This window comes from Brevibacterium sp. S22 (genome assembly GCF_004745485.1).
Classification (GTDB): domain Bacteria; phylum Actinomycetota; class Actinomycetes; order Actinomycetales; family Brevibacteriaceae; genus Brevibacterium.
In genome coordinates, this window is sequence record NZ_RHFG01000005.1 from 119,660 (window position 1) to 132,278 (window position 12,619).

12 protein-coding genes are annotated in these 12,619 nt (G+C 64.3%); 8 read left to right on the plus strand and 4 right to left on the minus strand.

Annotation, left to right across the window (positions count from 1 at the left end):
• Positions 1–50 precede the first annotated feature (50 nt).
• From EB835_RS07160 to EB835_RS07170, 3 genes are read left to right on the plus strand one after another with little or no spacing between them, the layout of a single operon-like run.
• Positions 51–683: an ABC transporter permease gene (locus tag EB835_RS07160; protein WP_240688608.1), complete on the plus strand. Its 633-nt coding sequence runs from the start codon at positions 51–53 to the stop codon at positions 681–683.
• The gene (locus EB835_RS07165; RefSeq protein ID WP_240688609.1) at positions 676–2,781 is read left to right on the plus strand and encodes an ABC transporter ATP-binding protein; all 2,106 of its coding nucleotides are present in this window, start codon (positions 676–678) and stop codon (positions 2,779–2,781) included. The genes EB835_RS07160 and EB835_RS07165 overlap by 8 nt, the downstream gene beginning before the upstream one ends.
• A gap of 52 nt (positions 2,782–2,833) precedes the next feature.
• Positions 2,834–4,531: an ABC transporter family substrate-binding protein gene (locus tag EB835_RS07170; RefSeq protein ID WP_135808779.1), complete on the plus strand. Its 1,698-nt coding sequence runs from the start codon at positions 2,834–2,836 to the stop codon at positions 4,529–4,531.
• Between the two features lie 87 nt (positions 4,532–4,618).
• Here EB835_RS07170 and EB835_RS07175 read toward each other — a convergent pair whose 3' ends face one another.
• Complete coding sequence (locus EB835_RS07175) at positions 4,619–5,200, minus strand: hypothetical protein (protein ID WP_135808780.1); 582 nt, start codon at positions 5,198–5,200, stop codon at positions 4,619–4,621.
• Between the two features lie 56 nt (positions 5,201–5,256).
• Between EB835_RS07175 and EB835_RS07180 the strand changes: the two genes are divergently transcribed.
• Both EB835_RS07180 and mdlC read left to right on the plus strand, forming a co-directional pair.
• A complete protein-coding gene (locus tag EB835_RS07180) occupies positions 5,257–6,198 on the plus strand; it encodes a D-2-hydroxyacid dehydrogenase family protein (RefSeq protein WP_135808781.1) in 942 nt (313 codons plus the stop codon).
• Between the two features lie 140 nt (positions 6,199–6,338).
• Entirely contained in the window at positions 6,339–7,976 is a 1,638-nt protein-coding gene (gene mdlC / locus EB835_RS07185; RefSeq protein ID WP_135808782.1) for a benzoylformate decarboxylase, read from the plus strand.
• 100 nt (positions 7,977–8,076) lie between these two features.
• Here the strand turns inward: mdlC and EB835_RS07190 are convergent, their stop codons facing one another.
• Both EB835_RS07190 and EB835_RS07195 read right to left on the minus strand, forming a co-directional pair.
• Complete coding sequence (locus tag EB835_RS07190) at positions 8,077–8,898, minus strand: aldo/keto reductase (RefSeq protein WP_135808783.1); 822 nt, start codon at positions 8,896–8,898, stop codon at positions 8,077–8,079.
• Between the two features lie 142 nt (positions 8,899–9,040).
• The gene (locus tag EB835_RS07195) at positions 9,041–10,411 is read right to left on the minus strand and encodes a PTS transporter subunit EIIC (RefSeq protein ID WP_135808784.1); all 1,371 of its coding nucleotides are present in this window, start codon (positions 10,409–10,411) and stop codon (positions 9,041–9,043) included.
• A 41-nt stretch (positions 10,412–10,452) separates the two neighbouring features.
• On the opposite strand from EB835_RS07195, the gene EB835_RS07200 reads away from it, so the two are divergent.
• Both EB835_RS07200 and EB835_RS07205 read left to right on the plus strand, forming a co-directional pair.
• Positions 10,453–10,776, plus strand: coding sequence for a glucose PTS transporter subunit EIIB (locus EB835_RS07200; RefSeq protein ID WP_135808785.1), 324 nt, complete (start codon positions 10,453–10,455; stop codon positions 10,774–10,776).
• A 123-nt stretch (positions 10,777–10,899) separates the two neighbouring features.
• Positions 10,900–11,352 carry a PTS sugar transporter subunit IIA gene (locus EB835_RS07205; protein ID WP_135808786.1) on the plus strand — a complete coding sequence of 151 codons (453 nt, stop codon included), beginning with the start codon at positions 10,900–10,902 and terminating at the stop codon, positions 11,350–11,352.
• Between the two features lie 6 nt (positions 11,353–11,358).
• Here EB835_RS07205 and EB835_RS07210 read toward each other — a convergent pair whose 3' ends face one another.
• Positions 11,359–11,877: an adenine phosphoribosyltransferase gene (locus tag EB835_RS07210; protein ID WP_135808787.1), complete on the minus strand. Its 519-nt coding sequence runs from the start codon at positions 11,875–11,877 to the stop codon at positions 11,359–11,361.
• 97 nt (positions 11,878–11,974) lie between these two features.
• Between EB835_RS07210 and EB835_RS07215 the strand changes: the two genes are divergently transcribed.
• Entirely contained in the window at positions 11,975–12,613 is a 639-nt protein-coding gene (locus EB835_RS07215) for a protein-L-isoaspartate O-methyltransferase family protein (RefSeq protein WP_135808788.1), read from the plus strand.
• The last annotated feature ends 6 nt before the right edge of the window (positions 12,614–12,619 follow it).

Consider the following 12,619-nt stretch of genomic DNA (forward strand, 5'->3'; position numbering starts at 1 on the left):
AACATTGGTTCGGCACGAACACGATCGGCCAGGACATCTACGCCCAAACCGTGGTCGGACTGCAGAAATCGCTGCTCATCGGCATCATTGCCGGCCCGTGTGCGAGCATTCTGGCTGCGATCATCGGATCGACGGCGGGGTATTTCGGCGGTCGTGTCGAAACGATCATCGTGTGGTTCATCAACCTTCTGCTCGTGCTGCCGTCGTTCTTCATCCTGGTGCTCATGGCACCGCTGCTGCGGCAGCTGTCGTGGACAGCCAGCGTCGTCTTCCTCGTCCTCTTCGGCTGGATGATCATGGCTCAAGTCGTGCGCAATCAGACCAAGGCGATCAAGGACCGCGACTTCGTCCGAGCCGCACGCTACATGGGAGTCTCGACTCCGAAGATCCTCAGCCGTCACATCATCCCCAACGTGGCATCGATCCTCATCGTCGACGCAACTCTGGGTGTGGTCTCGGCGATCCTCGCCGAGACCTCGTTGAGCTACTTCAATCTTGGGATCCAGAAACCCGACGTCTCGATCGGCACGCTGCTGGCCGAAGGCTCCGGCGCCGCCGCCACACGCCCCTGGCTGTTCGTCTTCCCAGCGGGTGTGCTCGTGCTCATGCTCTTCGCGATCAGCCTCATGGCCGATGCCCTCCGGGATGCGATCGATCCGACCTCAGGAGTCAACCGTGACTGAAACCCTCGACATCGATCTCGACCCCGTAGCCGCGGCCGAACCCATCCTCGAGGTCAGAGACCTGACGGTGACCTTCCCCAACCCCAAGGGTGATGTCCGCGCCGTGCGCGGAGTCAACTACGAGGTCAGGCCGGGCGAATTCCTCGGCATCGTCGGAGAATCGGGCTCAGGCAAGTCCGTATCGTCGATGGCTGTGATGGGTCTGCTTCCCTCGACCGCCCAGATCGCGGGATCCATCCGGTACCGCGGACAGTCACTGCTCGATATGAGCGACCACCAGATGTCCAAGCTGCGCGGTCGTGAGATCGCAATGGTCTTCCAAGATCCGCTGTCGGCATTGACCCCCGTCTATACGATCGGCGAACAGATCTCCGAAGGGCTGATCATCCACGATCCGAGCCTGTCGAAAGAGGCGGCGAACGACCGGGCGATCGAACTGCTGAGGATCGTCGGCATCCCCGGCGCAGAACGGCGCGTGAGATCCTACCCGCACGAGTTCTCCGGAGGTATGCGGCAACGAGCCATGATCGCCATTGCGATCGCCAACGATCCGGACCTCATAATCGCCGACGAGCCGACGACCGCCTTGGACGTGACGATCCAGGCCCAGATCCTCGACGTGCTGCAGAAGGCGCGTGAGATCACCGGTGCCGCGATCGTGCTGATCACCCACGACCTCGGAGTGGTGGCCGGAAACGCCGATCGGATCGCCGTGATGTACGCCGGCCGCCTCGTCGAGACCGGCGGAGTGGAGCAGGTCTTCCACCGTCCGCAGATGCCTTACACAACAGGGCTGCTGCGGTCGGTGCCGAATCTGGCGACCGCGGGAACCCAACGACTGGTTCCGCTTGAAGGCAAACCTCCGTCGCTGTCGAATCTGGCGCCGGGGTGCCCCTTCGCCCCTCGCTGTCCGATCGCAATCGACAGATGCCGAGAGGTCGAGCCCGAACTCATCGAACACGGAATCACCGGAGTGCAGGCTGCCTGCCATCGTGCTGATGAGATTGCCCGGGGCGATCTGTCAGCCACAGACATCTACCCCCGCCCTGACCCGGTCGCGACTCGGGTGAAGGACGATGCGGCACCGAACATCCTTGAGGTCACTGGTCTGCAGAAGCACTTCCCTCTGCTCAAAGGCGCCGTGTTCAAGCGGCAGATCGGCACGGTGAAAGCCGTCGACGGAATCGACCTCGAAATCAGGGCCGGACAGACTCTCGGCCTGGTCGGCGAATCCGGCTGTGGGAAGTCGACGACGATCGGTGAAGTCCTGGAGATGGTCGCTCCGCAGAAGGGGAGACTGGTCATCAACGGCATTGATGTCGCGGACCTGAACAAGCGTGAACGTCTGGCCATGCGCAGAGACGTCCAGGTCGTCTTTCAGGATCCGATGGCCGCGATCGATCCGCGCCTGCCGATCGGCGAAGTGATAGCCGAACCGCTGACCGTGCACAGGGTGCCGGCCCAGGAGCGCAGCGACAAGGTTGCCGAGATGCTCGAACTCGTCGGTCTCGACGCAGCGATGGCCGAACGCTATCCGCATGAGTTCTCCGGTGGGCAGCGTCAGCGCATCGGAATCGCTCGGGCCCTGGTGACGAACCCGAAGCTGCTCGTCCTCGACGAACCCGTCTCTGCTCTCGACGTCTCCGTCCAAGCTGGTGTCATCAATCTGCTTGAGGATCTGCGTGACAGTCTCGGGCTGTCCTATCTCTTCGTCGCTCACGACCTCGCAGTCGTGAGACAGATTTCGGACTATGTGGCCGTGATGTACCTCGGCCGGATCGTCGAGTACGGCGAATCCGATGCGCTCTATCGTCAGCCGCGACACCCCTACACACGGGCTCTGATGTCGGCGATCCCGGTCCCCGACCCCGAAGTCGAACGGTCACGGGAGCGGGTTCTGCTCACCGGCGACCTGCCGAGTCCGACGGATGAGATCTCGGGCTGCAACTTCCGCACCAGATGCCCGCTGTTCAGCCTGCTGCCAGACGGTGACAGGCAACAGTGCCTGACCGATGACCCCCGTCCACGTCCGGTGGAAGGCGGTCTCGTCGCCTGTCACCATTCAGAGCGGATCACTGAGCTCGACACCGCTACCTGAGGACGCACCCACAATCCACCTCGAGGAACACCACACTAGAAATGAGGAACTCATGACAATGAGGAAGAAGGCGACAATGGTCGTCGCCGCGACTGCTGCGCTGGGCTTGGCACTGTCCGGCTGTCAGCAGGACAACAAGGACTCCGGCGGCGTCGACAGCGACAATGCGGACAAGGAGATCTCGGGTCTCCCCACCACCGACTACCAGAAGGCCGGGTACGACGAGGTCAAGGACGGCGGAACGCTGACGTACCCGATCACCGAGATCCCTGCGAGCCTCAACTACTACCACGCCGACGGCGCGCATGTGGACAACAACAACATCTACGGCACGACCTTGGGCGGACCGGTCACGATCAAGGAGGACGGCACCTGGGAAGTCGATAAGAACTACGCTGAGAGCGTCGAGATCGCCAGCGAGGATCCCCTGGTCATCGACGTCAAGCTCAACAAGGATGCCGTCTGGGAAGACGGAACGCCGATCGACGTCGACGACTATAAGGCGTTCTGGCAGACTCGCGACGGCAAACACGAAGAGTTCGAGGTCGCTTCGACCAAGGGCTACGAAGACATCGAGAAGATCGAGTCGGGCAAGGACAAACACGAGGTCAAGGTCACCTTCAAGACCCCGAACATCGACTGGCCGAACTACATCGGCGCCTTCCTGCCCAACGAGATCACCGAGGATGCCGACACCTTCAACAAGGACTACACGAAGAAGGTCCTGCCCTCGAACGGGCCGTACAAGGCGGACAAAGTCGACACGAAGTCCGGCGTCATCACTATGGTCAAGAACGACAAATGGTGGGGTCAGGAGCCGAAGCTCGACAAGGTGATCTTCAAGGTCGTCTCTCAAGCACAGCAGGCTCAGGCCTATGCGAACAAGGAGATCGATCTCGTCGACGTCGGAACCGACGGCGACTCGTACAAGACAGCCGGCAAACGCGAAGACGGCGAGATGTACAAATCGCAGGGCATGGAATACACACACCTGACGATGAACGCGAAGAAGGGTGCGCTCAAGGAGCAGGAAGTCCGTGACGCGATCGGCCATGCGATCAACCGCGAGGCCATCGCCCAGGCGGCGATCGGTCCTGTGGAGGCGCCAGTGACTCTCATCAACAACGTCACGTTCATGCCGGGTCAGGAAGGCTACCAGGACAACTCCGAAGGCAGCCTGGACTTCGATCCGGACGCGGCGAAGAAGATCCTCGACGACGCCGGCTGGGAGGAAGGCGACGGGGGAGTCCGCGAGAAGGACGGAGAGAAGCTCAAGTTCAAGATCGTCGTCCCCGCCGACACCGCGTCAAACGCTCAGCGTGCTGAGCAGGTGATGAAGGATCTCAATGAGATCGGCTTCAAGGTCGAGATCCAGACCGTTCCCGTTGCCGCGTACTTCGCCGACCACGTGCTCAACGGCAACTTCGAGATGGCGACGTTCACCTGGCAGGGCACCGCCTTCCCGATCTCATCAGGATCGAACCTGTTCTATCCTGCGGATTCTGCTCAGAACCACTCAAAGATCTCCAGTGATGCGATCGGCGAGAAGTTCAAGGCCGCGACGAAGACGCTCGATCCGGAAGAGGCCAAGAAGCTGGCGAACGAAGGCGACGCCGAGGTGCTCAAGCTCAAACCGCTCATCCCGTTCTACCCGACACCGTACGTGTGGGGCGTCAGAGGCGATGTCCTCAACCTCGGGCCGCGTCAGCTCGAAACGCCTGACTGGACACAGATCGGCTTCAAGAAGTGAGCCACTGATCGAGTGAAGTCATCCGAGACAGCCGGCCCCGTGGGATCACGTTCCCCACGGGGCCGGTTCCTCGTCGGCGTGAGCAGTTCAGATGAAGCCGACTGCCACCAGGAGCACCAGCACCAGAGTCACACCGATGACGCCGGGACTCCACCGAGTCCTGACCTCGTCGACACCGGCAGACGGATCGGTTCGCGTCGACTGGTGCGGCGCATCGGCTTGAGTCCGTTCCCATCGACGCAGCAGATCGAACGCGGGGTGATTGTCCACAGACTCCGGTCGGGTTCCGCCGGTGAGCCCGGAATCGGTCTTCCTCCGCGGCATTCCAGGGGCGTTCCACGGTCTGATGGTGCGTGTGGCCCCTTCCGGCAAGGTCGCCTCGATCGTCACGACGGATCCCAGCCGGATATCCCGGATGCGGGTGAAAGGCACCGTCGTCGTGCGAAGGATCTCCCGGGCCTCGACCTCCTCGGCGCCGACGATGAGCGCCGGCCTCCAGAGGATGGCGAAAGCGAGCCAGCCGATGAGCAGAAGCGCGGGTCCGAAGCGGCCGACGGTCTCCCACGCGCCGCGCAGGATTGCATCCCCGAGGAGGAAAGCGAGGAAGGCCCACACGATGACCGTGATGATGGGGCCGCTGCGTTGTCTCAGGACGATCGGTGCACTCACCAGCCCAGCCTATCGGCTTTAGGATGTAGGTCACACGAGTTCAGGAGAGGATCAAGATGCGCATCGTCGTTCTCGATGACTATCAGCAGGTGGCAGCGGAGTTCGCGGACTGGAGCGGCCTCGATGCCGACGTCGAGTTCATCTCGCGTCCCATCGTCGACGACGATGACCTGGTCACGGTCCTCACCGGCGCCGAGGTGGCTGTGGCGATGCGTGAGAGAACGGCCTTCACCGCCTCGCGACTGGCACAGCTGCCGGACCTGCGTCTGCTCGTGACCACGGGCAGGGTCAACGCCTCCATCGACATGGAGGCGGCGCGAACGCAGGGGATCGTGATCTGTGGAACCGAGTCGACCACCTCGGCGACACCGGAGCTGACCTGGGGGCTCATCCTCTCGGTCCTGCGCAGCATCCCGACCGAGGACGCCTCCGTCCGCAGCGGTGGTTGGCAGTCGACGGTCGGGGGAGACCTCGATGGGCACCGCCTCGGCGTGGTCGGTCTGGGCCGTTTGGGAACGAAGGTGGCACGGGTCGGTGCGGCATTCGGCATGGAGGTCGTGGCGTGGAGCCAGAACCTCGACGCCGAACGGGCCGATGGTCTGGGCGTGCGCGCGGTGAGCAAGGACGAGCTGTTCTCCACCGCGGACGTGGTCACGATCCACTACAAACTCAGCCAGCGCAGCCGGGGGCTCGTCGGAGCCGCGGAGCTCGCCGCGATGAAGTCGGACAGCATCCTCGTCAACACCTCACGCGCGGGACTCGTCGACACCGACGCACTCATCCCAGTGCTGGAGGCGGGCGGGATCCGGGGCGCGGGACTCGACGTCCACGACGAAGAGCCACTGCCGGTCGACCATCGGCTGCGCAGCACGCCGCGGACGGTGCTCACTCCGCACCTGGGCTATGTCACCGAGGATACGTATCGGATCTTCTTCACCCAGGCGGTCGAGGACATCGCGGCCTGGATCGCGGGTGCGCCGATCCGCGTGCTCGGCTGAGCAGTGACACCCGCGGCGGTCGTGACCGTCGGTCCGGCCGGCGGCAGTCGACTCTGCACGAACGGCTATGGTGAGGTGAGAGGGGCGCCACACATATCGCCCCTCAGAGACAGCGCAGTACGAACGAAGGCAGATGCACGATGTCCGATGACTCCAACAGTGAGAAGACAGTCCTCGACGCGAGTCTGGAGGTCTTTCGCGCTCACGGGATGACGACGATCTTCGGGAATCCGGGGTCGAACGAACTGCCGTTCCTGGCGGGACTCGGGGACGACTTCCGGTTCATTCTCGGTCTGCACGAGCAGGTCGTCGTCGGTATGGCCGAAGGATACGCACGGGCCACGGGACGCCCGGCGCTGATCAATCTGCACGCCGCCTCGGGGTCGGGCAATGGGATGGGTGCCTTGACGAATGCCCACTACGGCCACGTTCCGCTGGTCGTCCTCGCCGGTCAGCAGGTGCGCCGGACCGTCGGGCAGGAGGCGATGCTGGCCAATGTCGATGCCGCGACCCTGCCCGCGCCGCTGGTGAAGTACTCGCACGAGCCGCTGTCGGCCGCCGACGTCCCGCGCACACTGTCGCAGGCGGCGTTCGAAGCCGTCACTCAGCCCAGCGGCCCCGTCTATGTGTCGGTCCCGCTCGACGACTGGGACCACCCCGCACTTGCTGACGATGAGCTGTTGGCGCAGCGGTCGGTGACGACAGCGGGGACGATGTCGGAGTCGCTGCGCCGCGAACTCGCCGCCGCCCTCGATGGGGCAGAGAACCCGGCGCTCGTCCTCGGTCCCCAGGTCGATGCCGCAGCGGTCGAGGATCCGAGAGTGTTCGACGATGCGGTGATGTTGGCCGAGCGTCTCGGAGCCTCCGTCTATGTCGCTCCCTCGCCGACGCGGTGCCCGTTCCCGACGACCCACCCGAACTTCGAAGGCGTCCTGGTGCCGGGAATCAGATCGGTGCGTGACCGGCTGTCCGGTCACGACGTGGTCCTCGTCATGGGGGCCGCCGCGTTCCGGTATCACCGCTGGGAGCCGGCGAACTACCTGGAATCGGGCACCGAGGTCATCCAGATCACCCAGGATCCGCGGGAGGCGACTCGGGCGCCGTTCGGTCGCGCCGTCGTCGCGGATATCGCAACCGCGATCGCCGACTTGGCGGAGGCGACGACGGATCGAGGAACTCGCCGAGGTGACCGCGGGTCGCGAGCCGTCACTGCCCATCCGCGATCGGAGCGGGGAATGGCCGGCCCCGAGGTGCTCGAGGTCCTCAACGAGCACGTCGACGACAGCGTCGTCTACGTCAATGAGACGACCACCCTCGACCTCGACTACCTCGAGCGGATCGTCATCGACAGGCCCGGAATGTATCACTTCCCGGCCTCGGGAGGACTGGGGTTCGGGCTGCCGGTCGCGCTCGGTTTGGCCATCGGCGACCCGGAGAAGACCGTGGTCGCCACCGTCGGCGACGGTTCCGCGAACTACGGAATCACCGCTCTGTATTCCGCAGCTCAGCTGGGCACGAAGACGATCTTCGTTATCGTCAACAACTCCGGCTACGGTGCGCTTTCCGGATTCGCCGAGCGGATGGGAGTTCCGGGCACCCCCGGTCTGACCTTGGGCACGATCGATTTCGTCGCCTTGGCGCAGGGGTATGGGGTTTCGGCCAGCAGGACCACGACTCGCGAGGAGTTCGACGCCGCCTACCGTGAGGCGCTGCAGGCAGACGGTCCGGTGCTCATCGACGCCGTCGTCCTCGGCGTCGGGGGCCGACCGGTGGAGTGATAGACAGGCGAAGCCGCCGGAGACTCGGAACTCTCCGGCGGCTTCGTCATTGCTCAGCGGACCTGGTCTCGCCTCGGCGAGGTCTCAGGTCAGGACGATGTCAGTTCACTTCGGCTGGGTCGGCCGAGACCCGGCCGCCGTTCTCCAGCGCATCGATGGCTGCCACCTCGGCGTCGGTGAGTTCGAAGTCGAAGACGTCGAAGTTCTGTTCCATGCGGTCGCGGTTGTTCGACTTCGGGAAGACGATGTGTCCCTTCTGCAGGTGCCAGCGGATGATCGCCTGCGCCCAGGACTTCTCGTGCGCGGCGGCGATCTCACCGATGACGCTGGAAGCGTAGTCGACCTTGCCCTGGCCCAGTGGACCCCAGGCTTCGATCTTGATGTCGTGCTCGGCCAGCAGCGGACGGGTGTCGACCTGCTGGAACTGCGGGTGGACCTCGATCTGGTCGACAGCCGGGATGATGCCGGTGTCGAGGATCTCGGGCAGGAAGCGGTGGTCGAAGTTCGACACGCCGATCGAGGTGGTCAGGCCCTGATCACGGTACCCGGGGAAGGCCTCCCACGTCTCCACGGAGTTCTTGTTCTCCGGGGTCGGCCAGTGGATGAGGTAGAGGTCGACATGGTCGAGGCCGAGCTTCTCGAGGCTCTCGCCCAGTGCCCGCTTCGACTCCTCGGCGCCGTGGCGATCGTTCCAGAGCTTCGTGGTCACGAACAGCTCATCGCGGGCGATGCCGGACTTCGCGATCGCCCGACCCACACCTTCCTCATTGCCGTAGACGGCGGCGGTGTCGATGTGGCGGTAGCCGACCTCGAGAGCATCGGTGACGATGCGTTCGGTCTCGTCGGGATCGACCTTGAACACGCCGAAGCCGAGCTGAGGGATGGTCTTGCCATCGTTGAGAGTGAGTGTGGGAACCGTCATGGTGCCGCCTTTCGTCACATTTGCTGTGGTCACGTCGGGTCCGAGGATGCTCGAACCCGCCGGTTCGGCACCCGGTGGGGTGCCGAACCGAGCCTATAACGTCACCGGCACCCCGCAGCATTCCACGCAGTCGACGCGACGGTCAGCTTCGTCCTTCGTCCTGCGCGCGCTTCTTGCCCGTGGACTCCTCGGCGGCGACCTGAGCTTCATCGAAGACCGACGGAGCCCCGGTGCCGGTGTCGGTCTCGTCCTCGCGCCCCGGTGTGTGCAGATTGAACTTGATGATCGCCCAGCGGAAGAGGAAATAGTAGATGACGGCATAGGCCAGACCGATGACCAGCAGGAGCAGGACCGGGCCGATGCCTCCGGACAGTTCGGAGGCTCGGCCCAGGTTGAGCAGATAGTCCAGGGCACCGGCGGAGAAGCCGAATCCGGATTTGATGCCGAGCGCATTCACCAGCGCCAATGAGGTGCCGGTGAGCACAGCGTGGACCGCGTAGAGCGGGAACGCGACATAGGCGAATGCGTACTCGAGCGGTTCCGTGATTCCGGTGATGAAGGCAGTCAGCGCCACCGAGAGCATGATGCCGCCGACGACCTTGCGGCGCTTCGGATGGGCGGTGCGGTAGATCGCCAGGGCCGCGGCCGGCAGGGCGAACATCATGATCGGGAAGAAGCCGGTCATGAATGATCCCGTCCAGTCTGCCGTGCCGTCCACTCCGGAGAAGAAGCAGGTGATGTCGCCGTGCGCTGTGTCGCCGGCCGAGTTCGTGCAGGAACCCAACTGGAACCAGGGCAGATTGTTGAGGAGGTGGTGCAGCCCGAACGGAATGAGGAGGCGGTTGATGGTGCCGAAGACGAAACCGGTGCCGGGATTGGCTCCGTGCTCCATGAGGAAGCCGCCCACGCCCTTGTTGATGAGGGCATCGAAGACGGGGTAGAGGAGCCCCATGACCACGGCGATGAGCATCGACGCGACCGCGGTGACGATCGGGACGAACCGTCGACCGCCGAAGAAGCCGAGATAGTTCGGCAGTTTGATCCGGTGGTAGCGCTGATAGAGCAGGGCGGTGACGATGCCCACGACGATTCCGCCGAGCACTCCGAAGTTGATGACGTTCTCACCCTCACCGTTGTCCGAACCGAAGCTCGGCGCCATGGCCGTGAAGACTCCGGTGAGGACCATATAGCCGACGACGGCGGCCAGTGCCGTCGACCCATCGGCCTTCTTCGCAAAGCCGATGGCGACACCGACTGCGAATATCAGCGGCAGGTTGTCGAACAGGGCCGAACCGGCGGCCGCAAAGACCGTCGCCACAGGCAGCAGCCAGTCCGCGAACCTGCCCAGTCCATCGGGGCCGAGCATGTCCGGTTGGCCGAAGCGCATCAGCAGCGCCGCGGCAGGCAGCACGGCGATCGGGAGCATGAGAGAGCGACCGACGCGCTGGAGCTGGGCGAAGCCCGGTATGGCTCTCTTGCGCTTCTTCGGTTCCTCAGCAGACGCGGTGGTCATCGGATTCCTCCTCGGGTCAGTCGGCGGATTCGGATCGAGCGATGGCCACCAGTCGCCGTAGACTTGTGACGCAGATCGCAGAACGAGAAAACGACGCCGGCACATCAGCGCCGGAGATGAAGGGGACAGACATGGACAAAGCAGAGCAGATCCTCGCCGGCCTCGGCGGTGCCGACAACATCGATGACATCGAAGCATGCATCACCCGGCTGCGCGTCGAGGTCGACGACGACTCGCTGGTCAATGAACAGGCGCTCACCGCCGCCGGCGCGTTCGGTGTCGTGGTCCAGGGCAGCGCCGTCCAGGTCATCGTCGGTCCGGAGGCCGACAACCTCGTCGATGACATCGAAGACCTCATGGGCTGAGTCACGTCTTCGTCTCCTCTGCTCGCCGGTGAGCATATGCTGGTCGACAGCGTGCCTTGTCTGTAGTCTGAGGTCAGTCTAGGCGAAATGCTTCTGATTGTGGAGAAAGGCGGCCGACTGACAATGACAGTCACCATCGCTGCACCCATCGCCGGTACCGTGATCCCACTGACGGAGGTCCCCGACCCCGTCTTCGCAAAGGCGCTCGTCGGGCCCGGGGCCGCGGTCGACCCCGGCGATGCAGCGACCTTGAGGGTCACGGCTCCCGTCTCCGGAAAGCTGACGAGCCTCAAACCCCACGCATTCGTCATCTCCCATCGGCCCGATCAGGGGGTGCTCGTTCACCTGGGCATCGACACCGTCCATCTGAAGGGCGCAGGTTTCATGCTCCGTGCCGAGGCCGGGCAGCAGGTCGAAGCCGGGGACGAGATCATCGTCTGGGACCTGGAGGCTGCGAGGGAGGCGGAGAAGTCACTCGTCGTGCCGGTCATCGTCCTCGACGCCGATGTCGAGGAACTGAGCGTCGCCGAGGAGGGGCCGATCGATGCGGGTGGCGTGCTCATCCGCATCAGCTGATCCGTCTCACTCGGCGAAGAGGGTGTGGACTTCGCCCGTGCGCTTCCGTCCGCCGAGGTCGGTGAGCTCGAGGACCACGGCGGATCCGACCACTGTCGCGCCGAGGTCGGTCACGACTGACTGAGCGGCGGCGAGGGTTCCGCCGGTGGCGAGGATGTCATCGATGAGGAGGACGCGCTCGCCCTCCTCCAGGACGTCGGGACCTTCGATGGTGGCGGTGCCGTATTCGAGGGAATAGGAGACCGCGGCCGCGGGCTTCGGAAGCTTGCCGGCCTTGCGGATCGGCAGGATGCCGACCCCTGTCATCGCGGCGATCGTCCCGGCGAAGAGGAAGCCACGGGCCTCGAGGCCGCCGACGATGTCGAACGTGCCCTCGAATGGGGCGATGAGCGCCTCGGTGACGGCTCGCAGCGCTGGTCCGTCGGCGATGAGCGGTGAGATGTCGCGGAAGTTCACCCCTGGCTCCGGGTAGTCGGGAATCGAGGTGATGAGGGCCTTGGCGCGATCGAGCTCGTGTGATGTCACGGGACAACGATACTCGACCGCCTTCCCGCCTCATCTCACGAGGAGTATCGTCGAGAGCTCAGCAGCATGACATGCCGGGTTCGGTGAGGAGGCCGAAATGAACCGCCCTGTGAGGACCGTGACCCTCGACCGGGCATTCGCGCGAGTGCACAGAGAGCTCTTCCTGCCTGAAGGTCAGCGGGCGTGGGCGGTGGCGGATGTGCCGTTGGAGATCGGGTGCGGGCAGACGAATTCCCAGCCGAGCACGGTTGCCGACATGCTCGAACTCCTCGCGCCGGAGTGCGGGGACTCGGTCCTCGACCTCGGATCGGGTTCGGGATGGACGGCGGCCCTGCTGGCCGTCATCGTCGGGCGTGACGGGCGGGTCACCGGCGTCGAGCGTCATCCCGAGCTGCTTGCGCGAGAGCAGGAATCCGTTGCGAAGTCCATCACCGAGGCGGCCCCCGAGTCAGGCGCCGATGCAGAGTCGGGTGAGTCACCGGCACCGATCGAGTTCGTCGAGGCACGGGCGGGGGTTCTCGGGGCACCGGATCGCGGTCCTTTCGACCGAATCCTCGTCTCGGCTGGGGCCGATCATCTGCCGGAAGAACTGGTAGATCAGCTGGTCATCGGGGGAGTGATGGTCATCCCAGTCGGCGGTGTCATGCTGCGCGTCGTGCGCACCGGTGAGGAGCCAGGGGATGTTGAGGTCACTCGGCACGGGCGCTACCGTTTCGTCCCGCTGATCGTGGAGTAGAAGTCG

Bases quoted from the DNA above. Each gene is read 5' to 3' on its own strand.
- EB835_RS07170 (WP_135808779.1), top strand. From the start codon at position 2,834: ATGACAATGAGGAAGAAGGCGACAATGGTCGTCGCCGCGACTGCTGCG.
- EB835_RS07180 (WP_135808781.1), top strand. From the start codon at position 5,257: ATGCGCATCGTCGTTCTCGATGACTATCAGCAGGTGGCAGCGGAGTTC.
- mdlC (WP_135808782.1), top strand. From the start codon at position 6,339: ATGTCCGATGACTCCAACAGTGAGAAGACAGTCCTCGACGCGAGTCTG.
- EB835_RS07190 (WP_135808783.1), bottom strand. From the start codon at position 8,898: ATGACGGTTCCCACACTCACTCTCAACGATGGCAAGACCATCCCTCAG.
- EB835_RS07195 (WP_135808784.1), bottom strand. From the start codon at position 10,411: ATGACCACCGCGTCTGCTGAGGAACCGAAGAAGCGCAAGAGAGCCATA.
- EB835_RS07200 (WP_135808785.1), top strand. From the start codon at position 10,453: ATGGCCACCAGTCGCCGTAGACTTGTGACGCAGATCGCAGAACGAGAA.
- EB835_RS07205 (WP_135808786.1), top strand. From the start codon at position 10,900: ATGACAGTCACCATCGCTGCACCCATCGCCGGTACCGTGATCCCACTG.
- EB835_RS07215 (WP_135808788.1), top strand. From the start codon at position 11,975: ATGAACCGCCCTGTGAGGACCGTGACCCTCGACCGGGCATTCGCGCGA.